Raw genomic sequence first — 22,399 nt, 5'->3', positions numbered from 1 at the left:
GACCGTGAACCGTCGTCATGCTTAAACCCGCAACAACAGAGTAGAGGACGATTTCGAGATGCGCATGATCGGTCAGGACAGCCTCAAGGTCAGCCGGCAGCTGTCCGTGGACGGCAAGGCCTATCACTACTTCTCGCTCCCAGAGGCGGCGAAGCAGATCGGCGACATCTCGCGCCTGCCCTTCTCGCTCAAGGTGCTCCTCGAGAACGTCCTGCGCTTCGAGGACGGCCGGAGCTACACCGTCAACGACGCCAAGGCCATCGCCGAATGGGTCCAGCAGGGCCACAGCGAGAAGGAAGTTCCCTTCAAGCCGTCGCGCATCCTGCTGCAGGACTTCACGGGCGTCCCCGCCGTCGTCGACCTCGCCGCCATGCGCGACGCCCTGCTCAACCTGGGCGGTGACCCGCGCAAGGTGAACCCGCTGGTTCCCGTCGACCTCGTGATCGACCACTCGGTGATGGTAGACGTCTCCGGCACCGCCACCGCCCTCCAGAAGAACGTGGACATCGAGTTCGAGCGCAACGGCGAGCGCTACGAGTTCCTCCGCTGGGGCCAGGAAGCCTTCAACAACTTCCGCGTCGTGCCGCCGGGCACGGGCATCTGCCACCAGGTGAACCTGGAATATCTCGGCCAGGTGGTGTGGACCGCGACCGACATCGGCAACACCTACGTCTACCCCGACAGCTGCTACGGCACCGACAGCCACACCACGATGATCAACGGCCTGGGCGTGCTCGGCTGGGGCGTCGGCGGCATCGAGGCCGAGGCCGCGATGCTCGGCCAGCCCATCGCCATGCTCATCCCCGACGTCATCGGCTTCAAGCTCAGCGGCAAGCTGCGCGAGGGCGTGACCGCCACCGACATGGTGCTCACCGTCACGCAGATGCTCCGCAAGAAGGGCGTCGTCGGCAAGTTCGTCGAGTTCTTCGGCCCCGGCCTCGGCGGCATGGCGCTGGCGGACCGCGCGACCATCGCGAACATGGCCCCGGAATACGGCGCGACCTGCGGCTTCTTCCCCGTGGACGAGGTGACGCTGGGCTACCTGCGCCTCTCCGGCCGCGACGAGCACCGCATCAACCTGGTGCGCGAGTACTGCCAGGCGCAGGGCATGTGGCGCGACGATTCGATGCCCGACCCCGTCTTCACCGACACGCTCGAGCTCGACCTCTCCACCGTCGAGCCGTCCATGGCCGGCCCGAAGCGCCCGCAGGACCGCGTGGCCCTCGGCTCGGTCGGCACCTCCTTCGCCAAGGACCTCGCCGCCGGCACGATGGGCGTTCCCGGTGACGAGGCGAACAAGCGCGTCGAGGTCGAGGGCGCCAAGTTCGACCTGGGCCATGGCGACGTGGTGATCGCCGCGATCACCTCCTGCACCAACACCTCGAACCCCTATGTGCTCGTCGCCGCCGGCCTCGTGGCCCGCAAGGCGCGCGCCCGTGGCCTCACGCCGAAGCCCTGGGTGAAGACCTCGCTGGCCCCCGGCTCGCAGGTGGTGACCGACTACCTGAACGCCTCCAACCTCACCGAGGACCTGGACGCCATCGGCTTCCAGACGGTCGGCTACGGCTGCACCACCTGCATCGGCAATTCCGGCCCGCTGCCGGAGCCGATGGTCGAGGCGATCGAGGAGAACAAGCTGGTCGTGGCCGGCGTGCTCTCGGGCAACCGCAACTTCGAGGGCCGCGTCCACGCCAATGTGCGCGCCAACTACCTCGCCTCGCCCCCGCTGGTCGTCGCCTATGCGCTGGCCGGCACGGTGAAGATCGACCTGCAGCACGAGCCCATCGGCACGGACCGCGACGGCAAGCCCGTCATGCTGCTCGACATCTGGCCGACGCAGGAAGAGGTGAACAACGTCGTGCACGAGGTGCTGACGCGGAAGATGTTCATGTCGCGCTACTCCGACGTCTTCAAGGGCCCGGAGCAGTGGCAGGCCATCAAGGTCGACGCCGACAGCGACACCTATCGCTGGAACAGCGGCTCCACCTACGTCCAGAACCCGCCCTACTTCGAGGGCATGACCATGGACGTGAAGCCGCTGGCCTCCATCAAGGGCGCGCGCGTGCTCGGCCTGCTCGGCGACAGCATCACCACCGACCACATCTCGCCCGCGGGCAATATCCGCAAGTCGAGCCCGGCCGGTGAGTACCTGCTCGAGCATCAGGTCCGCCCGCTGGACTTCAACAGCTACGGCGCCCGCCGCGGCAACCACCAGGTCATGATGCGCGGCACCTTCGCCAATATCCGCATCAAGAACGAGATGGTCCCCGGCATCGAGGGCGGCATCAGCAAGCACTACCCCTCGGGCGACGTGGCGCCGATCTACGACGTCGCCATGCGCTACAAGGAAGAGGGCGTGCCGCTGGTCGTCTTCGGCGGCAAGGAATACGGCACCGGCTCCTCGCGCGACTGGGCGGCCAAGGGCACCTTCCTGCTGGGCGTGAAGGCGGTCATCGCCGAGAGCTTCGAGCGCATCCACCGCTCGAACCTGGTCGGCATGGGCGTGCTGCCGCTGGTCTTCAAGGAAGGCGAGAGCCGCAACTCGCTCTCGCTCCGCGGCGACGAGACGATCGAGATCCTCGGCGTCGAGAACCTGAAGGCGCGCATGATGCTGGACCTCATCATCACCCGCGCCGACGGCCACCAGGTGAAGACCGAGGTGCTGTGCCGCGTCGATACCGCCGACGAGGTCGAGTACTACAAGAACGGCGGCATCCTGCACTACGTGCTGCGCGGGATGGCCAAGGCGGCCTGATCACGGGCCCGGGCTTTCCGGACGGATCGAGGGGGCGGCGACCGAAGGGTCGCCGCCCCTTTTCCTTTTCAGGGCAGCGCCTCAGCGGGCGGGGGCCGGCGTCCCGCGGCCGGCGATGTAGGGATAGCGCGAGAAGATGGCCGCCACCGACGCGTCGATCCGCTCCTGCGGGTAGATGCGGTCCCGCTCGGTGACGCGCCCGATCGCCACGCCTTCCCAGACCAGCGCATCGCGGCGGCGGTCCACCAGGTCGATGTTGATCGTCCCCTCGGTGTACTGGTCCACGAAGGGCCCGCTGGCGAAGGCGTAGCCGGGCCAGGCGCCGTACTGGCGATAGCCGTAATAGGGGAAGGGCGCGTAGGGCGCGCCGCCCGAGATCTGCACGCGCTCCTGCAGGCGGCCGTGGAAGTTCACCAGCAGGTCCGGCGCCGTGGGCGAATAGGCGTAGCCGCGCGCCGCCATCTCCCGCTCCACGGCGGCCTTGAGGCGGTCCGTGGTCAGCGTCGTATAGCCCGAGCGGTCAGTGCCGAGGGGCGTGACCCAGCCGAAGGTTCGGTAGCGGGCGAAATCGGCGTTCCGGTCGTAATCCACGCGCACTTCCGGCCCCGTCGCGCAGGCGGCGAGGGTCGCGAGGAGCATGAGGGAGAACAGGCGTCGAAGCATGGGGCGCTTCCTTCCGATGAGCGGAGGCATGACCGCCGGTACAAGCCCGAACGCCATGTCTTGCGGCCCGGTTGTCGGGCCGCCACCATCGTATCGCAACGCGGGAGCGCGACGACATGGCCCATCTGACCATCGGCAGCCTGATCTTCGACGAACTCGACCAGGTGGACCTGACGGGACCGCACGAGGTGCTCTCCCGCCTGCCGGATTCGAGCTACGCCATCTACGGCAAGAGCCTCGCCCCCGCCCGCGACATGCGGGGGTTGCGCATCCTCCCCGACGCCACGATCGCCGAGGCGCCGCAGCTGGACGTGCTCCATATCCCCGGTGGCTTCGGGGTCGACGCGCAGATGGTCGACCCGGAGATCATCGCCTGGATCCGCCGCCAGGCCGAGGGCGCGAAGCTCGTCTTCACCGTCTGCACGGGCGCGCTGCTGCTGGGCGCCACGGGCCTGCTGAAGGGCCGCCGCGCCACGACCCATTGGGCGAGCCACCACATCCTGCCCTCCTTCGGCGCCGTGCCCGTGCGGGAGCGCGTGGTGGAGGACGGCAAGTTCGTCACCGCCGCCGGCGTGACCTCGGGCTTCGACGGGGCACTCCAGGTCGCCGCCAGGCTGCGCGGCCAGGCCGTCGCCGAGGGCATCCAGCTCTACATGCAGTACGACCCGCACCCGCCCTTCCAGGCCGGCACGCCGGAAAGCGCCCCGCCGGAGGTGGTGCATGCGACGCGCGTCGCGATGGCGGGCGTGATCGGGCGGCGGGAGGAGATGGCGCGCCGGATCGGCGCCGCCCTCACCTGAAGAGCGGCAGCAGGCTCAGCAGCAGCAGCACCGCCATCGACCAGTTGAAGGCGCGCCACCGCGCCCCGTCGCCCAGCACGCGCCGCGCGGCACTTCCGAGCCAGGCCCAGAAGACCAGGCAAGGCATCGAGACAAGCGCAAAGACGAGGGCGACGGTGAGGGCCTGCGGCAGGAGGCTCTCGCCGGGCGTGGTGAAGGCCGGCAGGGCCGCCAGGACGATCATCCAGGCCTTGGGATTCACCCATTGGAAGGCGGCAGCGCCGACGAAGCCCAGCGGCGGGGCGGGCCTCTCCTGCCGGCCCGCCGGCGGGGCGGCGGTGGCGATCTTCCAGGCCAGCCAGACCAGCCACGCCGCCCCCACCACCTGCATGGCCCGGTGCAGCCAGGGATAGCTCTCGAAGGGCATGCCGAGGCCGAGGGCGACGGCCAGGAACATCGCGGGGAAGCCGAGCGTGATGCCCAGCATGTGCGGCACCACGCGGCGCATGCCCACCTGCGCGGCCGAGGCCGCGACCATCAGCACGTTGGGGCCCGGCGTCGCGGAGGTCGCGAAGGCGAAGGCGACGAGGGTGAGGAGGTACTCCATCGGCCCAGCATCGTGCCGGAGTGACGATTACGTCAATAATGCTGTCGCAAATAGGCCTGCTGCGGCGGTGGCCCGCGCATGAAAAAGGGAGCCTCGCGGCCCCCTTTTCCGATCCCGAGCTTGGCCCGGATTACTCGCGCGTCGCGGCGCCCAGCTCGGCGACCAGCTCGTCCTCGAGGGTGATCTCCTCCTCGCGGGCGATCTCCTCGCCACGGGCCTGCTTCTCGGCTTCTTCCGGGCTGCGGGCCACGTTCACGATCACGGGGAGCAGCACCTCGGGGTGCAGCTCGACGCGGACCGTGGTGAGGCCCAGCGTCTTGATCGGCGCGTCCAGCTGCACCTGCGAGCGGGTCACGCCCAGGCCGGCCTCGGTGCAGCCGTCGGCGATGTCACGCGCGGAGACGGAGCCGTAGAGGCCGCCGCTCTCGCCCGCGGAGCGGATCAGGACGACCGAGAGGCCTTCCATGCGCTCGGCAACGCGCTCGGCTTCCTCGCGGCGCTTGAGGTTCTGGGCCTCGAGCTGCACGCGGTCCTGTTCGAACCGCTCGAGGTTGGACTTGGTCGCGCGGATCGCCTTGCCGCCCGGCAGGAGGTAGTTGCGGGCGTAGCCAGGCTTCACCTTCACCAGCTCGCCCATCTGGCCGAGCTTGTCGACGCGCTGCATCAGGATGAGTTCAATCATGATTGGCCTCGAATCAGGTTGGGGGCGGCATCGAGGGCCGCCGATATTGGTCGAGAAGGCCCACGCCGACCATCAGCGGAGCCATGATTTGCAGGAACAGGAGCATCAGCACGTAGAAGGCCGCCAGGATCGCGACACGGCCGGACCGCCCGCGCAGCCGGCGATGCACGCCGACGACGCCAAGCAGGAAAACCGGCACCAGCAGGATCACCAGCGAGGACAGCGCCACGGCTCCGCCGAAGGCCAGCCAGGCGGCCAGCGCGACGGCCGGCAGCGGCAGGTACCAGCCCGGCAGATGGACTTCGTCGCCACCCGGCGTCGCATGGAGAGCCAGGCCCTGGCGCGACAGCATGTTCTGCGCGGCGAGGCCGTTGCCGACCATGAGCAGCGCGAGCCAGAAGCCGGCCGCGGCCGCCTTCACCTGCGCGATCTGGTCCACCATGCCGTCCGGCAGCGTCACGCCCATGCGCGCCACGCCCAGCTCCACCGCCGTGCGCATCTCGCCTTCCAGATCAGGAATGGCGATCGCGAGGATCAGCAGAACCAGGACCGGCCAGATGCCGAGCACGGCGAGCGGCAGCGTCAGGTCCATGCGGCCCGACTGCAGCTTCGCCCCGGCCACCACCAGCGCCGCGGGGACGCCGAAGATGGCGAGGTAGACCCCCATCGCGACCGTCGAGGCGCTGAACAGCACCACCGCGCCGGCGAGGGCCGTGGCCCCCACCGCCGCGCGCGCTCCGAAGCCGAAACCGGCCGCGAAGATCGGCAGCGGCGACAGCCAGAGCAGCAGGGTGCCGAGCGGCATCCCGTGCATGGCCCAGAGGGCGAGCACCGCCGAGCCCAGCCCCGCAGCACCGGCCGCGAGGGCTTCGGGATGGCTGAAAAGCCCCCCTTGGCCCGATGTCTGGCTCACCCGCCGAACCTCCTGTTCAGTCGTTGATCACGTAGGGCAGCAGGGCCAGGAAGCGGGCGCGCTTGATGGCATTCGCCAGCTCGCGCTGCTTCTTGCCGCTGACGGCCGTGATGCGCGACGGCACGATCTTGCCGCGCTCGCTCAGGAAGCGGGACAGGAGGCGCACGTCCTTGTAGTCGATCTTCGGCGCGTTCGGGCCGGAGAAGGGGCAGGACTTCCGGCGGCGGTAGAAGGGGCGGCGGGCCCCCACGGCGGCGCGGCGATTGGCGATGTTGGGTTCAGCGGTCTCGCTCATCGGCTCAGATCTCCTCGTTCAGGTTGAGGTCCATCTCGTCGCGCGAGCGGGCCCGGAACTCCTCGCGGTCATCGCGACCGCCGCCCGTGCGGCCGGAGCTGAAGCGGCCAGCGGGCTTAGGCCCACGGAAGCCGCGCTCACGATCACGGTCGTCGCCACGCTTGGCGAGGATGGCCGAGGGCGCCTCGGGGTCGATGGCCTCGACGCGGATGGTCATCTCGCGCAGCACGTCCTCGTTCAGGCCGAGCTGGCGAACGACTTCCTGCATGGCAGCGGGGGGGGCGTCGATGCCGAGGAGCATGTAATGCCCCTTGCGGTTCTTCTTCACCTTGTAGGCGAGGCCGCGCAGGCCCCAGTATTCGCGCTTCTGGACGTGACCGCCCTGCTCGCCGAGCGTCGTCGCGACATTGTCCGCGATGGTCTCGACCTGCTGCTGGGTGACGTCGTTGCGCGCGATGAACACGCATTCGTAGAGTGGCATGGGAACTCCCTATGGCTACTCAGCCCGGGCGGCCACCGGACATCGGAGCGCGCAAGCGGGCATAGCCGCGGGCGTGCCAACGCCGGCGGCAGGGTGGCGCGCATCAACCACGGACGGCCCGGCGGGTCAATGGAGTTTCGTATCCCGGGCGCGGCGCGGCGGGCGCACCTAGCCGGAAACTCGGCTGGAATGCGCCGCGGCAGAACCTATCGCGCGGCGCTTCGCGCCATGCCGAGCACCACCTGCCGCGCGATCACCTCATCGGGCAGGCCGGTCGACTTGGTCTGGCGCTCGGCGCGCAGCAGGGCCGCGCCCAGCGCCTCCAGGCGGCCGGGCGACCAGATCCGGAGCGCGCGCTCCATCGCCGACTTCGCCTTCCAGAAGACGGGCGGCCGAAGGGCGCCCACCGCATCGGCGGGCGAGCTGCCATCGGCGACGTCCAGCGCCGCCTTGTGCAGCCGCTGCACATGCCGCAGCGCCGCGCGCAGCACCTGGACGGGATTGGCGCCCTCCGCGAAGGCCTTCGCGATGGCCCGGTCGGCCACCGCCACCTCGCCGAGCGAGGCCGCCAGCAGCGCCTCGTCCAGATCCAGCAGGCTGCCCTCGCCGAGCAGCTCCATCGCCTCCTCGGCGGTGATGCGGCCCTCGGGGCCTGCATGCAGCGCGAGAATCTCCAGCGAGCGGCGCATGGCCAGCCGGTCCTCGCCGGCCCTTTCGGCGAGCCAGTCCATCGCCGCCGGCTCGGCCTGCGCGTCGAGCTCTCCCAGGATGCGCTGGATCGAGGCCACCAGGTCCCGCCCACGCTCGGCATAGCATTCGATGACCTGGCCGCGCGCCTCCGCGGCCACCAGGGTCCGCAGCTTCGACCGGCCGGTGAGGCCGGCGCCCTCGATGATGACCAGACCGGGCCCTGGGCCAGCCAGGGCACCCCGCACGGCCTCGGTCCAGCTGTCCCGCCCGTCGCGCAGGCGGATGGCGCAGCGGCCGCCCGTGAGCGGCACGGAGGCCGCCTCGCCGGCCAGCGATCCCGGATCCTTCGCGGCTTCCCGCCCCGGCTCGACGATGCGGATCGGATCGTCGCCCGCCACGGCGCGCACGAGCTGCCCCGCGCGCTCGTTCACCAGCCCCGCATCGTCGCCGATGAGGAGCACCACCCGGCAATCCTCCGGCGGATCGGCGAGGAAGGCCGCGAGGCGCCGCGGGTCGAGCTTCGCGGCCAAGCCGGGCTCAGGCCTGCGGATGCCGGCGCAGCGACACCGCGACGGCCAGCGCGATCCGGTCGCTGATCTCGGAGACCAGACGGCGCTCCATCTCGTCGCGCGAGGCGTCGGCGGCGAAGAACTGCAGATCGGGAATGTTGAATGCGTCCAGCGTGCGCACCGTGCCGCGGTCGAGGACCACGGGGGGGATGGCGGCCGTCGCCAGGATCCAGGTTCCGGTCGCGACATAGCGCACGCGCGTCACCATGCCGTCGCGGCGATAGCCCAGCGGCTCGCTCTGCCAGGAGATCGTGGCCGCGAGGTCGTAGCGGGCCGGCGTGCCGGGGCGCTGGCCTTCCAGCTGGCGCTGCAGCGACCGGCGCAGCAGCTGCCCCGAACGCTCGCCGATCGGGCCCACGCGCACCGAGGCAAGCCGGTCCCGCAGGGCAGGCTCGACCGTGCCATCGACGGCCGTGCTTCGCTCACCTTCGGGCCCGTAGACCGGCCGGAAGCCGCAACCCGCCAGGCCGGCCGAAGCCAGTCCCAGCGTCGACAGGAGAAGGCCGCGTCGTCGGGGGACCGGCTCGCTCACCACATTCACTCCTCGGCCTGGGCCGCACGCCAGCGGCGCGCGGCGGCTCCCATGATTCCCGCGTCAGACGACGAGGTTGACCACGCGTCCCTTGACGTGGATGCGCTTCTTGATCGGCTTGCCGGCGATGGCCCGCTGCACGTTCTCCTCGGCCTCGGCGGCCGCGAAGACCACCTCGTCCGACGCATCCACAGCCACCTCGATGGTGCCGCGCAGCTTGCCCAGGACCTGGACCGCCAGCGTCACCGTCTCGGCCTTCAGCAGCTCCGGGTCGGCCTCCAGCCAGGGTAGCTGGGCCACCAGCCCGGCGCCGGGGCGCAGGGTGGACCACAGCTCCTCGGCGAGGTGCGGCATCATCGGCGAGGCAAGGCGCAGCAGCGCCTCCAGCGCCTCACGCCGTGCCGCCAGCGGTGCCGTCGCGGCGTCGCCGATGGCATTCGCGAGCTCGTGGATGCGCGCCACGGCGACGTTGAAGGCGAAGCTTTCCAGCGCCTCGGTCACGGCGGCGATGGACCGGTGCGTGGCCTGCAGCAGCTTGCGGCCCGCCGCCTCGTCCGGCGCCTCCGCCTCGCGTAGGTTCTGGGCGAGGCGCCAGACGCGCCCGATGAAGCGGCTCGCGCCCGCGACGCCCGATTCGGACCACTCCATGTCCCGGTCCGGCGGGTTGTCGCTCAGGATGAACCAGCGGGCCGTGTCGGCGCCGTAGCGGCCGATGATGGCGCCCGGATCCACCGTGTTGCGCTTGGACTTGGACATGGACTCGACGCGGCCCACCGTCACCGGCTCGTCGCCGCCCCGCACGATGGCGGTGCCGTCGGGGCGCTTCTCCACCTCCTCCGGGTAGAGCCAGCGGCCGTCGGCGCCCTTGTAGCTCTCGTGCTGGACCATGCCCTGCGTGAAGAGGCCGGCGAAGGGCTCGTCGACCGAGACGTGCCCCGTCTCGTGCATCGCCCGGGTGAAGAAGCGGCTGTAGAGCAGGTGCAGGATCGCGTGCTCGATGCCGCCGATATACTGGTCCACCGGCAGCCAGGCATCGACCGCCGCCTGCGTCACCGGCTGATCGGCGCGCGGCGAGCAGAAGCGCGCGAAGTACCAGGAGCTGTCGACGAAGGTGTCGAAGGTGTCGGTCTCGCGCCGCGCCGCCTTGCCGCAGGACGGGCAGTTCACGTGCTTCCACGTGGGATGATGGTCGAGCGGGTTGCCGGGGCGCGAGAAGTCCACATCCTCGGGCAGGATGACGGGCAGCTGGCCCTGCGGGACGGGAACCGCGCCGCAATCGTCGCAATGGATGACCGGGATCGGGCAGCCCCAGTAGCGCTGGCGCGAGACACCCCAGTCGCGCAGGCGCCAGTTGGTCACGCCCTTGCCGCGGCCGAGCTCCTCGATGCGCGCGATGGCGGTGCGCTTGCCCTCGGCGACGTCGAGCCCATCCAGGAAGCCCGAGTTGAATAGCGTGCCATCCTCGGTGAAGGCCTCGTCGGCGATCGCGAAGGTGGCGGGATCGCCGCCGCGGGGCAGGACCACGGGCGGCACGGGCAGGCCGTATTTGCGCGCGAAGTCGAGGTCGCGCTGGTCGCCGCTCGGGCAGCCGAAGATCGCGCCCGTGCCGTATTCCATCAGCACGAAGTTCGCGATCCAGACGGGGTAGGTCGCGCCCTCGATGAAGGGGTGCTTCACGCGGAAACCGGTGTCGAAGCCGCGCTTCTCGGCCTGCTCGATCACGGCCTCGCTGGTGCCCTGGCTACGGCATTCGGCGACGAAGGCGGCGGCGGCCGGATCGCGCGCGGCGGCGGCAGCAGCCAGCGGGTGCTCGGCCGCGACGGCCAGGAAGGACATGCCGAAGAGCGTGTCCGGACGCGTGGTGAAGACCTCGACCTCGGCGATGTCGTCGACGGCGCCGGCCATCTCGAAGCGGACGCGCGCGCCCTCGCTGCGGCCGATCCAGTTCGCCTGCATGAGCCGCACGCGCTCGGGCCAGCGGTCCAGGCCGTCCAGCGCCTCCAGCAGGTCGGGCGCGAATTTGGTGATGGAGAAGAACCACTGGCTCAGCAGCTTCTTCTCGACCAGCGCGCCGGAGCGCCAGCCGCGGCCGTCGATCACCTGCTCATTGGCCAGGACGGTGCCGTCCACGGGATCCCAGTTGACCCAGCTCTCCTTGCGCTCGACCAGGCCGTCCTTCAGGAAGTCCAGGAAGAGCTTCTGCTGCTGGCCGTAATATTCGGGATCACAGGTCGCGAATTCGCGCGCCCATTCCAGCGACAGGCCCATGCGCTTCAGCTCGGTGCGCATATTGGCGATGTTGGCGTAGGTCCAGGTCGCGGGATGCGTGCCGCGCTCGCGGGCGGCATTCTCGGCCGGCAGGCCGAAGGCGTCCCAGCCCATGGGGTGCATCACCAGATGGCCCTGCGCCCGCTTGTAGCGCGCGACGACGTCGCCCAGCGTGTAGTTGCGCACATGCCCCATGTGGATCTTGCCCGAGGGGTAGGGAAACATCTCGAGCACATAGTACTTCTTCGCGCCGGCCGGCGGCACGTCGGGCACGGAGAAGCAGGCGGCTTCCTCCCACGCGCTTTGCCAGCGCGGCTCGGCGGCGGCGAAATCATAACGATCGGCGGCCGCGATCGCGGCGACGGGATGGGGCGTATCGGGCATGACGCCCCTGAATAGGGCCGCCCCGCCGCCACCTCAAGCCGGCATCGCGCAGATGCTGGCATGCTGGACACGAGGGCGGCCCTTCAGCGCACGCGGCTCTCCCGCGGGACGACCGTGGCGGAGCGCCAGCCGGTCACAGCCCGCTCAACCGGCGGGGGATCAGGAAAGCAGAAGTGGCGGCCTTAGCGGCCGGCCGACTGGCTCCGCAGCTCGCGGGCGCGAGCGAGGACGCGGTCCTCCATCTCGGAATTCGTCGCCGAGGAGGCCGGGGCATCAGTCCAGGCGCCGCCACGGTTCACCTGCCGGAAGATCTGCACGCGCACGCCGTCGGAGCGGAGCTGGCGGCCGATGACATAGGCCGTCGCCTTGAAGCGCTCGCCCTCGGCCTGCGGCGGCGAGTACCAGTCGGTGATGATGACCCCGCCGAAGGGATCGGCGCTGGCCAGCGGCATGAAGGAAAGCGTGTCCAGGGTGGCGCGCCAGAGGAAGGCGTTCACCGTCATCCCGCCGCCGCCCGCATTGGCGCCGGTGCCACCGCCGCCCTGCGCCTCGCGCGAACGATCGACGCCGAAGACGACGATGCCGGAGGTGGAGGAGTTCGACCCCGTCTGGCGAAGGGTGAGCTCGCGGGCGCTGTCGGTGCCGTATTCGTCGTTCCGAACCTGCCGGCCGCCCGAACAGGCCGCAAGGGCGAGAAGGCCGACGCCGAGCACGAGAATCGGACGGGATACGTGTGTCATGGCTGCGCTTCTAGGCGACGGCCTTGCAAAAGAAAAGGGGCGACAGGTTGCCCTGCCGCCCCGATCCGTCACGAGAAGGTGACTGCCTTAGAAGGCGATACGCGTACCGACCAGGAAGACGTCGCTGAACGAACGGCTCTGGATGCCAGGGCGGTTCGGGTCGAGGTCACGGCCCTGCTCACGCACCGAGTAGTGAACCCACTCAGCGATCAGGTCCATGCCGGGGGCGAGGCGATAGTTGCCACCCACGGACACGCCCCAACGGCGCATACCGGCGCAGTTGTTGGACACACCCGGCGTCGCCGGACGGCAGGAAGCCTGCGTCAGCGGACCGGTCGTGCTGTCAACCCAGTTCGTGCGGCTGCCACCCTCGAAGAGGCCGGTCACGAAGTTCGTACCAACCGTGAAGGGGCCGGCCGTGTACTGGCCGCCGACGACCAGCTGCTCGCCCGGACGATCACCGCGCTGGGTGTTGCCCCAGAAGAAGTTGTAGTCGCCGTAGGTGTAGGCCGCACCGACGGTGAAGCCGTAGGCGCTGGCCTGCACGCCGGCCTGCCAGATGTTCAGGCCGTTGAACACGCGGGTCTGCGCGCCACCGGTCGAGATATCGCGAGCCGAGCCGGAGCCGATGTAACCAACCGTCGCGGCCAGGCCGACGCCGGCCAGGTTGCCACGCCAGCGGAGGGCGGCCTGGATCTCGTTACGCTTCACGGCCATTTCCGGACCAGCGGCGTAGATGCCGAAGTTCCGCGCGCCGGAGAAGGCGTAGGCGCTGTCGCAGTAGCCGGAGCTGGCGTTGTTCGGGCAGCCCGTGTCACGGCCGCTGTTCGCGTTCGGGGCAAAGCTCGCACCGAAGTCGAAGCCGAAGAACTGCGGGGACATGTAGATGATCTTGGAGGCGTCACCGATGCCGCCCGGAGCGGTCATCGTGCGGCCACCGCCCTGACGGGTCACGAAGCTCTCCCACGAGCCGTGCACGCCGCCCGTACCGAAGCCCTGCACCCAACCCGAGTTCATCAGGCCGCCCATGACGCCGTCTTCGTCACCGAAGCGGACCTGACCGAAGCGGGGATGCGCGATGTAGGCGTACATCTCGTCGACGGCGACCGTGGTCTTGCCGGCGCTGGCGCGGCCCTGAACGATCTGACGGCCTTCGAGGCCACCGCTGTTCAGAGAGATCGTCGCACCGTAGGTCAGGCCATTGGCCAGCTTGCCGGACACGATGACGTCGATGCCGGCGTCGGTCGAGATGTCGGACTTGCTGAGGCGGGCGATGTTGTTGGTCGAGGTCGTGCTGGGAGCAACGCCCGGGATGTTCTCGGTGCCGCCGCCGACGTTCTGCGGAAGACCCGTCGAGGTCACCGAGGTACGGCCGGTCTGCTGCGTGTAACCATAATAGGCCCGGAAGAAGCCACCGATACGAACGGTCGGCGCTTCCTGAGCGGAGGCCTGGGGTGCCATGACGGCAGCGCCCACGACCGCCGAGACGACTGCCGTCGTGCCCAGCAAAATCTTGCGCATGTTCAAACTCTCCTCACGCGCCGGCCGAGACCGGCTTTGTTCCCCTGACCCTCCCCCCCCATCCCTGGGTGAGGCCGTAACCCCCGTCTCTCGGCGTTCCGGGCTTTACCGTTACGCGCCAAGATCAACGATCACTTGGGTCCGGGGCGGACTATGCGTTGGCGTGTTACGGGCGGGCAACCGACATCATCGCCGGAGCGCGACTTCTCTGAGACACTGTGGCCGAAGCGACACATGCCCCTGCCACGCCCCGATCGCGGCCCATCCGGCCAGCCGTGTCCGGGGCAGCCGCCGCGCGCTGAGAGCGGTCATTCCCCCCAGCGCCACCGCCGGCCGAGCGGCCGCTCGCGCCAGGGCGCCCCACCGGAAGGGACCGAGCGCGGGCGCGCCGGGATGGCTCGCCGTCGGAAAGGCGGGGGAGACGAGGGCCGCCTCCGCCCTGAGCCGCCTGACCCGCGCCACCCCGACGCGCCCATGTACGGCGCCCGAGAGGATTTTTCCTTTTCTGTTCAACAGGAAAGGCAGCAGGTGACGGCATTCCGCGCGGTCCGGGACATGCAGCCCCGCCCCCAGCCGCAGCGCCGCCCGCCCGTCGCCCCCGACCAGCAGGACGAGCCCCTTCTCCCGGCAGAGGCGCGCCACCCGCCGCGCGACCTCGGGCGCGGCACCCCGCAGCAGCACGGCCGAGCCCCGCGGCAGGCCGGACAGCCGGGACGACGGGTCCGGCAGCCGCACGGGATCGCTCAGGAGCCACAGGCCGGGCACCCTGGCGCCGCGCGCCCCTCTCCGTATTCTATGCAACATGCTCGACGACATCTCCCGGAACCTCGCCCGAATCCACGCCCGAATCGAGAGCGCCGCCCGCAGGGCCGGCCGCGATCCGGCGGAGGTCACCCTCGTGGCCGTCTCCAAGACCCATCCGGCGGAGGCGGTCGCCGCCGCGCTGGCGGCCGGGCAGACGGTCTTCGGCGAGAATCGCGTGCAGGAGGCCGCGACAAAGTTCCCCGGCCTCCGCGAGGGCCATCCGGCCATGCGTCTGCACATCATCGGCGGACTGCAGACCAACAAGGCGCGCGACGCGGTCCGCCTGGCCGACGTCATCGAAAGCCTCGACCGGCCCAAGCTGGCCCAGGCGATCGCCGAGGCCATGGTGAAGGAGAATCGGCGGCCGGAGCTGATGGTCCAGGTCAATATCGGCGACGAGCCGCAGAAGTCCGGCGTGCCGCGCCAGGAAGCCGACGCCTTCCTCCGCGCCTGCCGCGAGGAATGGGACCTGCCCGTCATCGGCCTCATGTGCATCCCGCCCGCGGAAGGGGATCCGCGCCCCCATTTCGCGGCCCTGGCGGCGATGGCGCGGGACCACGGGCTTTCCCGGATCTCCATGGGGATGAGCGGCGACTTCGAGACCGCCATCGAGGAAGGCGCGACGCTGGTCCGCGTCGGCTCGGCGATCTTCGGCGCCCGGCCTCAGCCCGTCGGCGGCTGAGCGCTACCGCCGGCGTTCAGCACCGGTGGGCGCACCGCCTCGGCCAGCGCCGCCGCCGTCCGGGCCGGCGAGGCGAGCTCGGCCCAGCGGCGATAGGCCTCGGCCACCTCCGTCGAGGCTGTGGCGCGGGCGGGCGGAAGGGGATCGGGCTCGCCGTTGAGCGCCGCCCGCAGCCGTGCGCCCGGCATGGTCATCTCGATGGCCGAGGCCACGCCCGCCAGCGCCATGCCAAGCGGCCCGCCCAGCACGGCGGCACCCAGCACGCGCATCGCCGGGTGGATGTCCTCGCCAGTCACCGCCCGGTAGGCGATGCCCACCCCCGGCAGATGATGCAGCGGGTTCAGCCCCTGCAGCACCTCGTCGAAGGTAATCTCGCCGGGGATGGGGATGGCCTCCTCGGGGCCCAGCGCCGGTCCGCCATCGGGCGGTGGCGGCGTTTCCAGCCGTCCAGGCGGCCGGAAGGCGAGGCGAATCGGGTCGGCGAGCACGCGGTCCTCCTGCAAGGGATGGCCCCTGCCGGGCAGCAATCCCCGTGCCACCTTGCGCCGGCCGGTAAACCGGACCACATCAGCCCCGATTGAAGGGTACCGTGATCATGTTCATCGAAACCGAGAGCACTCCCAATCCCGCCACCCTGAAGTTCCTGCCTGGCCGGAACGTCATGGGCGAGGCCGGCACGGCCGACTTCGTGGCGGGCGACGATGCCTCCCACGCCCCCATGGCCGACCGCCTCCTCACGCTCGACGGCGTGGCGCGCGTCTTCCTGGGCGCCGATTTCATCACCGTCACCAAGACCGATGAGACCGACTGGCAGGCCCTGCGTCCACAGGTCCTCGGCGCGGTGATGGAGCACTTCCTCTCCGGCCAGCCTGTCATGGAAGGCGCCGGCGCCGACGAGGTCGAGGATTTCGACCCGGCCGACGCCGAGATCGTCGAGCAGATCAAGGAACTGCTGGATCAGCGCGTCCGCCCGGCCGTGGCCGGCGACGGCGGCGACATCGTCTTCCGCGGCTTCCGCGACGGCATGGTGAAGCTGAAGATGCAGGGCGCCTGCAGCGGCTGCCCCTCCTCGCGCGCGACGCTGAAGCACGGCGTGGAGAACATGCTGCGCCACTACATCCCCGAGGTCGTGGCGGTGGAGCAGGTGGAGGGCTGAGCCCCCCACCATCATTCGCACCATGAATGATACTCATGGTGCGACGCGGTATGGCGGGGTTGCTCCGGCGCCGCCATAGTCCGGGTAATCAACACCTCCCCGGAGCCTCCCGATGTCCGACAAGCTCGACGCCGCCGCCCTCGACACGCTGTTCCGCAATGCCCGGACGCAGAACAAGTGGACGGACGCCCCCGTCACCGACGAGGAGCTGCACGAGCTCTACGACCTGCTGAAGTGGGGCCCGACCAGCGCCAATGCCTCGCCCGCGCGCTTCGTCTTCGTGCGCTCGCCCGAGGCGAAGGCCAAGCTGAAGCAGGCCCTTTCGGCCGGCAACACCGAGAAGACGATGACGGCGCCCGTCACCGTCATCGTCGGGCATGACCCGAAGTTCTACGACCACCTGCCGAAGCTCTTCCCGCAGGCCGACGCCAAGAGCTGGTTCGCGGGCAACTGGTCGCTGGCCGATGCCACGGCCTTCCGCAACGGCACGCTGCAGGGCGCCTACCTGATCCTCGCCGCCCGCGCGCTGGGCCTGGATGCCGGCCCGATGAGCGGCTTCGACAATTCCAAGGTCGACGACCTGTTCTTCGCCGATAGCGGCTTCAAGACGAACTTCCTGATCAACCTCGGGCATGGCGACCCGGCGGGCATCTTCCCGCGGAACCCGCGCTTCGAGTTCGACGAGGTCGCGAAGATCGTCTGAAACGCAAAACGCCGGCTGCTCCCGCAGCCGGCGTTTTTGTTTGGGGGCTCCCGAAGGAGCCACTTGCCCCTCAGCCGATCACGTTCTTCTGCCGGGGCGACACCGCCCCGATGCCGGCCAGGCCCGGCGCCTTGGTCTCCAGGCTGCGCATGCGCAGCCGCTCGGCCACACGCGCCTCGTGCTGGAGCTTCGAGACCCGGCGGCTGTCGCTCAGCCGGCGGCTACGGTCCTGCCAGACGAAAAAGAGCGGCACGAAGGCCAGCCCCACCATGAACAGGCTGAGCAGGGACGGTGCGATCTGCTGAAGATTGAACAACATGTCCCCATGCTCCTTGTCTCGGACGGTGCGCCGACCCGGTGACCCGAGCCTCGAACCGCATCCGAAGCTTCATCCTGATGCCTGTTTTAAGGGGTGCTTCCTGAACAAGGCCTGAGCCTATGATTCAGCATTGGTTCAGCCCCCTAGGCAGAATTGGCGCCACCGGAAATCCATGCTTCTGCCCCATCGAAAGTTGACGTCGCCTCCTGAGCCGCTATCCCTCTGGAGGCGCTCGCTCCGAGAAGGCGGTCCGGGCGCCGGATTCAGCCCTTGTTCAGCCCCCCGGGACCAATCAAAGCCTGCATGAGCCGTCGCCTCCTCTCTTCGCTGGCTGTTCTTCTCCTGCTCACCGCCCCGGCCGTGGCGCAGGACCGGCGCGACCATGAGCGGGCCCGCGCGGCACTCGAGGCCGGTCAGATCCGCCCCCTCTCCGAGCTCCTCTCCGAGGTCGAGCGCCGCTATCACGGCCGCGTGATCGAGGCCGAGCTCGAGCTCGAGGACGGCCAGTGGCAGTACGAGATCAAGATCCTGCCGCCCAACGGCCGGATCTTCACGGTCGAGCTGGATGCGACGACGGGCGGCCTGCTCCGCTCGCGCGGGCCGGTGCAGGAACGCACCTCGGGCAGCGCCCCCTCCTCCAGGTCGTCCAGCTCCCGCTGATAGGCGCCCTGCCCCGCACGCGGCCGATGGACCAAGCGGGGGCATTGCGTGCATGATCCCCCCATGCGTCTGCTTATCGTCGAGGATACCCCCGAGCTCCATCAGCAGCTCCGTACCGGCCTGACCGAGGCGGGCTTCGCCGTCGACGGCGCCATGGATGGCGAGGAAGCCCTGTATCTGGGCGAGACCGAACCCTATGACGCCGTGGTGCTCGACCTCGGCCTCCCCCGGGTCGATGGCCTCACCGTGCTGCGCCGCTGGCGCGCGGCCGAGCGCGCCATGCCGGTGCTCATCCTCACCGCCCGCGATTCCTGGAGCGAGAAGGTCGAGGGGCTGAATGCCGGCGCCGACGACTACCTCGCCAAGCCCTTCGCCATGGGCGAGCTGGTCGCCCGCCTCAACGCGCTGATCCGCCGCGCCAACGGCGTCGCCAAGCCCGAGCTCGTCTTCGGCGAGGTGCGGCTCGACACCGCGACGCGCTCCGTCTCGCGCGCGGGCCAGGCCATCCGGCTGACGGCGCTGGAATACGGCCTCTTCTCCTACCTTGCCCTGCATGCCGGCCGCCCGGTCTCCAAGACCGAGCTGACCGAGCATCTCTACGCGCAGGATTTCGACCGCGATTCGAACACGCTCGAGGTCATCGTGGCGCGGCTGCGGCGCAAGCTCGGCGACGGGCTGATCGAGACCGTGCGGGGCCAGGGCTACCGGCTGCTGCCCGGATGAACTCGGTCACCCGACGGCTGGTGATCCTCACCACGCTCTGGGTTTCCCTCGGCCTCGGAATGATCGCCTGGTTCGTCGTGCGGACGGACGAGCAGCAGATCCAGTCCACCGCGGATGCCCGGCTGGCCAGCCTCCTGGATGCCGTGGTGGCCTCCACCAGCTTCGAGCCCTCCTCCGGCCCGATCCTGACGCGGCCCCTCGCCGATCCCGAATTCGAGCGGCCGCTCTCCGGCCATTACTGGCAGCTCACCGGCCCCGGCGGCGTGCAGGCGACCTCGCGCTCGCTCTGGGATTCGCGGCTGGGCCCGCCCCTGCCCACGGCGGCGGAGGGCGTGCGGGCGCGCAACATGCAGGGCCCGCGAGGCGAGGAGCTGCGCGTCCTGGAACGCGACGTGCAGATCGACAGCCGCTTCGGCCGCGTGCCCATCGCGGTGCAGGTGGCCTTCGCGCGCCAGAGCACCGATGACGAGATCGCCGAGCTGCGCGGCAACGTGATCCTGGCCTTCGCGCTACTGGGAACCGGCCTCGTCGTCGTCGTGGCGCTGCTGGTGGTCTGGGGGCTGCGGCCGCTGCGCCGCACGCAGCAGGAATTGGCCGAGGTCCGCCAGGGCCGCCGCCTGCATATCGACGTGGCCGCGCCGCGCGAGATCGCCCCGCTGGTGAGGGAGATCGAGGCGCTGATCGAGCAGAACCGCGCGACGGTCGAGCGCGCGCGCAACCATGTGGGCAACCTCGCCCATGCGCTGAAGACGCCGATCGCCGTGCTGCGCAACGCGCTGGAGACCGGCGACGTGGCCGTGGCGCGCAGCCAGTCCACCACGCTGGAGCGCCTGGTGCAGCACCATCTGCGCCGTGCCCGGGCCGGCGCGCTGGCCGGCTCGGCCGGGGCGGAAAGCGCGCCGCTGGCCATTGCCGAGGCGCTGGGAACGGCACTGCGCCGCCTCACCGCCGCGCGCGGCGTCGAGATCCGCGTCAGCGGCGAATCCGAAGCCCGGGTGCGCGCGGACAGCCAGGATCTCACCGAGATGCTCGGCAACCTGATGGAGAACGCTTCCAAATACGGCAACGGCCGGGTCGCGGTGCGGGTCTCCATGCGGGATCCCCAGCACGTCGTGATCCTGGTCGAGGACGACGGGCCGGGCCTTGCCGATGGCGAGGACGGCGCCGCCCTGCTGCGCGGGGTGCGGCTCGACGAAGCCAAGTCGGGTTCGGGGCTGGGCCTCGCGATCGTGGGCGACCTCGCCTCGCTCTACGACGGGACGCTGTCGCTCGATCGCAGCGGGCGGCTCGGCGGCCTTGCGGCCCGGCTGGAGCTGCCGGGCCGGCTGGCGACGGAAGGCTATCAGGGGCCCGACTAGCGGGAAGCGGGGGCCGTCCCGGTCAGCGCAGCGACGGTCCCACGCTGATCGCGTAGAGCCCGACCGCCAGCAACGTGCTGCCGAGCATCATGCCGCCCGTCATCCAGAATGCGCGCCGCCAGCCCGAAAGCCCCATCCGGCGCGTCCCCAGCCAGAGCGCGGGGACCAGCGGCCCCATCAGCAGGGTCAGGAACAGCATGAAGGGCCAGGCGCTGTCGCTCGGAAACAGGTTGGCCTCGCCCACGCCGTAGATCACGGAAATGAGCGGGGCCGCGAAGATCAGGACGAAGGCGCCCGGAATGCCGAGGGCAAGGCCCGTGCCCAGGACGGACAGCGCCGCACCCGCCAGCGACGACAGCACCGCCGAACGCCGCCACGAGCCCTGCGCCATCCGGAAAATCAGCCCTCGCCGCTACCGCGCGGGCTGGTGATCATGGAGAGGAACTCGCGGCGCGTCGCATCATTGTGGCGGAACGCGCCCAGCATGCGCGAGGTGACCATCGAGACGCCGGTCTTGTGGACGCCGCGGGTGGTCATGCATTGGTGCCCGGCCTCGATCACGACGGCCACGCCCTTGGGGTGCAGCACGCTCTCGATGGTATTGGCGATCTGCGCCGTCAGCTTCTCCTGGATCTGGAGGCGTTTCGCATAGGCGTCGATCACGCGGGCGATCTTGGAGATGCCCACCACCTTGCCGTCCGGCAGATAGGCGACATGCGCCTTGCCGACGATGGGGACCATGTGGTGCTCGCAATAGCTCTCGAGCCGGATGTCGCGCAGCACGACCATCTCGTCATAGCCGTCCGTCTCCTCGAAGGAGCGGGCGAGCAGCTCGACGGGATCGGTGTCGTAGCCGGCGAAGAATTCCTCGTAGGAGCGGACGACGCGGGCGGGCGTGTCGAGCAGGCCCTCGCGGTCCGGATCGTCGCCAGCCCAGAGCAGCAGCGTGCGGACGGCGGCTTCGGCTTCCTCCCGGGTCGGCTTGGTCAGCGTCTTGGGTTCATCCGCCTTCCGATCGGGCGGCGCCTGGTGATTCATGGCGTTCGGACTTTCATGTCTCTAAGCAGGGCAGATGGGCCGGCCCGGGCGTGCCGCAAGATTTAGTGGAGGCCGCCGGACTGATGCGGGCTGTCGAGGGAAAAGGCGGGGACCTCGGCGTCGAACTCTTCGCCCGTGTCGGGCACGGCCATGTGGTAGGTGCCGCGCATGAAGCCGGAGGGCGTCGGCAACGGCGTCCCGGAAGTGTAGTCGAAGCTTTCGCCGGGCTCCAGAAGGGGCTGCTCGCCCACCACCCCGTCGCCATGGACGCGCAGCGTGCGGCCCTGCCCGTCGGTGATGAGCCAGGTCCGCTTCAGCAATTGCACCGTCGCCTCGCTTTCGTTCACGATCTCGACCTTGTAGGCCCAGACATAGCGGTTCTCCTCGGGCTCCGACTGGTCCTCCAGGTAGAAGGTCCGGACGGTGACGCGAACGCCCCGCGTGATGGCGACATAGGGTTTCACGCGCGGCGCATCGCCGCGGTGGCGAGGCCGGCGCCGACGAGCATGGAGCCGCCCACCCGGTTGAAGCCGCGCCGCACGCCCGGCCGCTTCACCAGCCCGGACATCCGCCCCGCGAGCACGGCGTAGAGCACCGAGTTGCAGGCCGAGAGCCCGACGAAGCTGGCCACGAGCATCACGGCCTGCGGCAGGAAGGGACGGCCGCCGTCGAGGAACTGCGGCACGAAGGCCACGAAGAAGGCGATGCTCTTCGGGTTCAGCGCCGTCACCACATAGGCTTCTCGGAAGGCGCGGCCCGCGGAGACGGGCGCGGCCGTCGCACCCGAGACCGGCGCGCGCCAGAGCTTCACGCCCAGCCAGATCAGATAGGCGGCGCCGCACCATTTCAGCACCATGAAGGCGAGGCTGGACGTCGCCAGCAGCGCGCCCAGGCCGGCCAGGGACATCGTCATCGCCGTCAGGTCGCCCAGCGCCACGCCCGCCACCAGCGGCAGCGCGCGGCCGCTCCCGGCGCCGAGCGACTGGCCGATGACGAGCAGGATGGTCGGCCCCGGAATGGCGAGCAGGATCGTCGAGGCGAGGAGAAAGGCCAGCCAGGTTTCCAGGGCCATGCCGG

At 70.0% G+C, this 22,399-nt stretch carries 26 protein-coding genes; 8 read left to right on the top strand and 18 right to left on the bottom strand.

Annotation, left to right across the window (positions count from 1 at the left end):
- The first annotated feature begins 58 nt into the window (after positions 1 to 58).
- Positions 59 to 2,755, top strand: coding sequence for an aconitate hydratase AcnA (acnA, locus tag KHU32_RS06765; RefSeq protein ID WP_213669243.1), 2,697 nt, complete (start codon positions 59 to 61; stop codon positions 2,753 to 2,755).
- 81 nt (positions 2,756 to 2,836) lie between these two features.
- On the opposite strand, the gene KHU32_RS06760 is transcribed toward acnA, so the two are convergent.
- Positions 2,837 to 3,418 (bottom strand): DUF4136 domain-containing protein, encoded by a 582-nt coding sequence (locus KHU32_RS06760; RefSeq protein ID WP_213669242.1) that lies wholly within the window; start codon positions 3,416 to 3,418, stop codon positions 2,837 to 2,839.
- A 116-nt stretch (positions 3,419 to 3,534) separates the two neighbouring features.
- On the opposite strand from KHU32_RS06760, the gene KHU32_RS06755 reads away from it, so the two are divergent.
- The gene (locus KHU32_RS06755) at positions 3,535 to 4,218 is read left to right on the top strand and encodes a DJ-1/PfpI family protein (RefSeq protein WP_213669241.1); all 684 of its coding nucleotides are present in this window, start codon (positions 3,535 to 3,537) and stop codon (positions 4,216 to 4,218) included.
- Here KHU32_RS06755 and KHU32_RS06750 read toward each other — a convergent pair.
- The 11 genes from KHU32_RS06750 to KHU32_RS06700 form a co-directional block, all read right to left on the bottom strand.
- On the bottom strand, positions 4,211 to 4,804 hold the full coding sequence (locus tag KHU32_RS06750) for a LysE family translocator (RefSeq protein ID WP_213669240.1): 594 nt from the start codon (positions 4,802 to 4,804) through the stop codon (positions 4,211 to 4,213). The genes KHU32_RS06755 and KHU32_RS06750 overlap by 8 nt on opposite strands.
- Before the next feature lie 130 nt (positions 4,805 to 4,934).
- On the bottom strand, positions 4,935 to 5,486 hold the full coding sequence (gene rplI, locus KHU32_RS06745; protein ID WP_213669239.1) for a 50S ribosomal protein L9: 552 nt from the start codon (positions 5,484 to 5,486) through the stop codon (positions 4,935 to 4,937).
- Between the two features lie 13 nt (positions 5,487 to 5,499).
- On the bottom strand, positions 5,500 to 6,399 hold the full coding sequence (locus KHU32_RS06740; RefSeq protein WP_213669238.1) for a hypothetical protein: 900 nt from the start codon (positions 6,397 to 6,399) through the stop codon (positions 5,500 to 5,502).
- A 16-nt stretch (positions 6,400 to 6,415) separates the two neighbouring features.
- Positions 6,416 to 6,694: a 30S ribosomal protein S18 gene (gene rpsR / locus KHU32_RS06735; protein ID WP_131548281.1), complete on the bottom strand. Its 279-nt coding sequence runs from the start codon at positions 6,692 to 6,694 to the stop codon at positions 6,416 to 6,418.
- A gap of 4 nt (positions 6,695 to 6,698) precedes the next feature.
- The gene (gene rpsF, locus KHU32_RS06730) at positions 6,699 to 7,175 is read right to left on the bottom strand and encodes a 30S ribosomal protein S6 (protein WP_213669237.1); all 477 of its coding nucleotides are present in this window, start codon (positions 7,173 to 7,175) and stop codon (positions 6,699 to 6,701) included.
- A gap of 206 nt (positions 7,176 to 7,381) precedes the next feature.
- Positions 7,382 to 8,395, bottom strand: a complete 1,014-nt coding sequence (gene holA / locus KHU32_RS06725) for a DNA polymerase III subunit delta (RefSeq protein ID WP_213669236.1) — start codon at positions 8,393 to 8,395, stop codon at positions 7,382 to 7,384.
- 7 nt (positions 8,396 to 8,402) lie between these two features.
- A complete protein-coding gene (lptE, locus tag KHU32_RS23025; protein ID WP_213669235.1) occupies positions 8,403 to 8,966 on the bottom strand; it encodes an LPS assembly lipoprotein LptE in 564 nt (187 codons plus the stop codon).
- Positions 8,967 to 9,029: 63 nt separating this feature from the next.
- Positions 9,030 to 11,618 (bottom strand): leucine--tRNA ligase, encoded by a 2,589-nt coding sequence (gene leuS, locus KHU32_RS06715; RefSeq protein WP_213669234.1) that lies wholly within the window; start codon positions 11,616 to 11,618, stop codon positions 9,030 to 9,032.
- Between the two features lie 182 nt (positions 11,619 to 11,800).
- Positions 11,801 to 12,358 (bottom strand): DUF3576 domain-containing protein, encoded by a 558-nt coding sequence (locus KHU32_RS06710; RefSeq protein ID WP_213669233.1) that lies wholly within the window; start codon positions 12,356 to 12,358, stop codon positions 11,801 to 11,803.
- Positions 12,359 to 12,445: 87 nt separating this feature from the next.
- Positions 12,446 to 13,879 (bottom strand): porin, encoded by a 1,434-nt coding sequence (locus KHU32_RS06705; protein WP_213669232.1) that lies wholly within the window; start codon positions 13,877 to 13,879, stop codon positions 12,446 to 12,448.
- 186 nt (positions 13,880 to 14,065) lie between these two features.
- The gene (locus KHU32_RS06700; protein WP_347265511.1) at positions 14,066 to 14,644 is read right to left on the bottom strand and encodes a thiamine phosphate synthase; all 579 of its coding nucleotides are present in this window, start codon (positions 14,642 to 14,644) and stop codon (positions 14,066 to 14,068) included.
- Between the two features lie 37 nt (positions 14,645 to 14,681).
- Between KHU32_RS06700 and KHU32_RS06695 the strand changes: the two genes are divergently transcribed.
- Positions 14,682 to 15,365: a YggS family pyridoxal phosphate-dependent enzyme gene (locus KHU32_RS06695; protein WP_213669230.1), complete on the top strand. Its 684-nt coding sequence runs from the start codon at positions 14,682 to 14,684 to the stop codon at positions 15,363 to 15,365.
- Here the strand turns inward: KHU32_RS06695 and KHU32_RS06690 are convergent.
- Complete coding sequence (locus KHU32_RS06690; protein ID WP_213669229.1) at positions 15,347 to 15,853, bottom strand: hypothetical protein; 507 nt, start codon at positions 15,851 to 15,853, stop codon at positions 15,347 to 15,349. The two genes, KHU32_RS06695 and KHU32_RS06690, sit on opposite strands and share 19 nt — an antisense overlap.
- A 107-nt stretch (positions 15,854 to 15,960) precedes the next feature.
- Here KHU32_RS06690 and KHU32_RS06685 point away from each other — a divergent pair, with 107 nt between their 5' ends.
- Both KHU32_RS06685 and KHU32_RS06680 read left to right on the top strand, forming a co-directional pair.
- Positions 15,961 to 16,521 carry a NifU family protein gene (locus KHU32_RS06685; protein ID WP_213669228.1) on the top strand — a complete coding sequence of 187 codons (561 nt, stop codon included), beginning with the start codon at positions 15,961 to 15,963 and terminating at the stop codon, positions 16,519 to 16,521.
- Positions 16,522 to 16,633: 112 nt separating this feature from the next.
- Positions 16,634 to 17,224 (top strand): malonic semialdehyde reductase, encoded by a 591-nt coding sequence (locus tag KHU32_RS06680; protein ID WP_213669227.1) that lies wholly within the window; start codon positions 16,634 to 16,636, stop codon positions 17,222 to 17,224.
- A gap of 70 nt (positions 17,225 to 17,294) precedes the next feature.
- Here KHU32_RS06680 and KHU32_RS06675 read toward each other — a convergent pair whose 3' ends face one another.
- Positions 17,295 to 17,543 carry a hypothetical protein gene (locus KHU32_RS06675; RefSeq protein WP_213669226.1) on the bottom strand — a complete coding sequence of 83 codons (249 nt, stop codon included), beginning with the start codon at positions 17,541 to 17,543 and terminating at the stop codon, positions 17,295 to 17,297.
- A gap of 303 nt (positions 17,544 to 17,846) precedes the next feature.
- Here KHU32_RS06675 and KHU32_RS06670 point away from each other — a divergent pair, with 303 nt between their 5' ends.
- The 3 genes from KHU32_RS06670 to KHU32_RS06660 all read left to right on the top strand — a co-directional run bounded on the left by KHU32_RS06670 (position 17,847) and on the right by KHU32_RS06660 (position 20,284).
- On the top strand, positions 17,847 to 18,203 hold the full coding sequence (locus KHU32_RS06670; RefSeq protein ID WP_213669225.1) for a PepSY domain-containing protein: 357 nt from the start codon (positions 17,847 to 17,849) through the stop codon (positions 18,201 to 18,203).
- A gap of 63 nt (positions 18,204 to 18,266) precedes the next feature.
- Positions 18,267 to 18,926, top strand: coding sequence for a response regulator transcription factor (locus tag KHU32_RS06665; RefSeq protein ID WP_213669224.1), 660 nt, complete (start codon positions 18,267 to 18,269; stop codon positions 18,924 to 18,926).
- Positions 18,923 to 20,284 (top strand): sensor histidine kinase, encoded by a 1,362-nt coding sequence (locus tag KHU32_RS06660; protein WP_213669223.1) that lies wholly within the window; start codon positions 18,923 to 18,925, stop codon positions 20,282 to 20,284. Before KHU32_RS06665 ends, KHU32_RS06660 begins: the two co-directional genes overlap by 4 nt.
- 22 nt (positions 20,285 to 20,306) lie before the next feature.
- Here the strand turns inward: KHU32_RS06660 and KHU32_RS06655 are convergent, their stop codons facing one another.
- The 4 genes from KHU32_RS06655 to KHU32_RS06640 form a co-directional block, all read right to left on the bottom strand.
- Complete coding sequence (locus tag KHU32_RS06655; protein ID WP_213669222.1) at positions 20,307 to 20,675, bottom strand: hypothetical protein; 369 nt, start codon at positions 20,673 to 20,675, stop codon at positions 20,307 to 20,309.
- An 8-nt stretch (positions 20,676 to 20,683) separates the two neighbouring features.
- The gene (gene folE, locus KHU32_RS06650; protein ID WP_213669221.1) at positions 20,684 to 21,322 is read right to left on the bottom strand and encodes a GTP cyclohydrolase I FolE; all 639 of its coding nucleotides are present in this window, start codon (positions 21,320 to 21,322) and stop codon (positions 20,684 to 20,686) included.
- 62 nt (positions 21,323 to 21,384) lie between these two features.
- Positions 21,385 to 21,786, bottom strand: a complete 402-nt coding sequence (apaG, locus tag KHU32_RS06645; RefSeq protein WP_213669220.1) for a Co2+/Mg2+ efflux protein ApaG — start codon at positions 21,784 to 21,786, stop codon at positions 21,385 to 21,387.
- Positions 21,783 to 22,394, bottom strand: coding sequence for a LysE family translocator (locus KHU32_RS06640; RefSeq protein WP_213669219.1), 612 nt, complete (start codon positions 22,392 to 22,394; stop codon positions 21,783 to 21,785). Before KHU32_RS06640 ends, apaG begins: the two co-directional genes overlap by 4 nt.
- Positions 22,395 to 22,399: the final 5 nt, after the last annotated feature.

Origin of the sequence: Roseococcus pinisoli, assembly GCF_018413645.1 — a bacterium.
Lineage (GTDB): Bacteria > Pseudomonadota > Alphaproteobacteria > Acetobacterales > Acetobacteraceae > Roseococcus > Roseococcus pinisoli.
The sequence above is the reverse complement of the archived record's forward strand: the minus strand, read 5'-3'. Positions and strand labels throughout refer to the sequence as shown.

What these genes read in the sequence shown, in the direction of transcription:
- KHU32_RS06755 (WP_213669241.1), top strand. Translation starts at nt 3,535, where the DNA reads ATGGCCCATCTGACCATCGGCAGCCTGATCTTCGACGAACTCGACCAG.
- KHU32_RS06685 (WP_213669228.1), top strand. Translation starts at nt 15,961, where the DNA reads ATGTTCATCGAAACCGAGAGCACTCCCAATCCCGCCACCCTGAAGTTC.
- KHU32_RS06660 (WP_213669223.1), top strand. Translation starts at nt 18,923, where the DNA reads ATGAACTCGGTCACCCGACGGCTGGTGATCCTCACCACGCTCTGGGTT.
- KHU32_RS06640 (WP_213669219.1), bottom strand. Translation starts at nt 22,394, where the DNA reads ATGGCCCTGGAAACCTGGCTGGCCTTTCTCCTCGCCTCGACGATCCTG.
- folE (WP_213669221.1), bottom strand. Translation starts at nt 21,322, where the DNA reads ATGAATCACCAGGCGCCGCCCGATCGGAAGGCGGATGAACCCAAGACG.
- KHU32_RS06670 (WP_213669225.1), top strand. Translation starts at nt 17,847, where the DNA reads ATGAGCCGTCGCCTCCTCTCTTCGCTGGCTGTTCTTCTCCTGCTCACC.
- KHU32_RS06665 (WP_213669224.1), top strand. Translation starts at nt 18,267, where the DNA reads ATGCGTCTGCTTATCGTCGAGGATACCCCCGAGCTCCATCAGCAGCTC.
- rpsF (WP_213669237.1), bottom strand. Translation starts at nt 7,175, where the DNA reads ATGCCACTCTACGAATGCGTGTTCATCGCGCGCAACGACGTCACCCAG.
- KHU32_RS06760 (WP_213669242.1), bottom strand. Translation starts at nt 3,418, where the DNA reads ATGCTTCGACGCCTGTTCTCCCTCATGCTCCTCGCGACCCTCGCCGCC.
- rplI (WP_213669239.1), bottom strand. Translation starts at nt 5,486, where the DNA reads ATGATTGAACTCATCCTGATGCAGCGCGTCGACAAGCTCGGCCAGATG.
- KHU32_RS06675 (WP_213669226.1), bottom strand. Translation starts at nt 17,543, where the DNA reads ATGTTGTTCAATCTTCAGCAGATCGCACCGTCCCTGCTCAGCCTGTTC.
- KHU32_RS06705 (WP_213669232.1), bottom strand. Translation starts at nt 13,879, where the DNA reads ATGCGCAAGATTTTGCTGGGCACGACGGCAGTCGTCTCGGCGGTCGTG.
- KHU32_RS06710 (WP_213669233.1), bottom strand. Translation starts at nt 12,358, where the DNA reads ATGACACACGTATCCCGTCCGATTCTCGTGCTCGGCGTCGGCCTTCTC.
- KHU32_RS06680 (WP_213669227.1), top strand. Translation starts at nt 16,634, where the DNA reads ATGTCCGACAAGCTCGACGCCGCCGCCCTCGACACGCTGTTCCGCAAT.
- KHU32_RS06655 (WP_213669222.1), bottom strand. Translation starts at nt 20,675, where the DNA reads ATGGCGCAGGGCTCGTGGCGGCGTTCGGCGGTGCTGTCGTCGCTGGCG.
- rpsR (WP_131548281.1), bottom strand. Translation starts at nt 6,694, where the DNA reads ATGAGCGAGACCGCTGAACCCAACATCGCCAATCGCCGCGCCGCCGTG.
- leuS (WP_213669234.1), bottom strand. Translation starts at nt 11,618, where the DNA reads ATGCCCGATACGCCCCATCCCGTCGCCGCGATCGCGGCCGCCGATCGT.
- KHU32_RS06750 (WP_213669240.1), bottom strand. Translation starts at nt 4,804, where the DNA reads ATGGAGTACCTCCTCACCCTCGTCGCCTTCGCCTTCGCGACCTCCGCG.
- acnA (WP_213669243.1), top strand. Translation starts at nt 59, where the DNA reads ATGCGCATGATCGGTCAGGACAGCCTCAAGGTCAGCCGGCAGCTGTCC.
- KHU32_RS06695 (WP_213669230.1), top strand. Translation starts at nt 14,682, where the DNA reads ATGCTCGACGACATCTCCCGGAACCTCGCCCGAATCCACGCCCGAATC.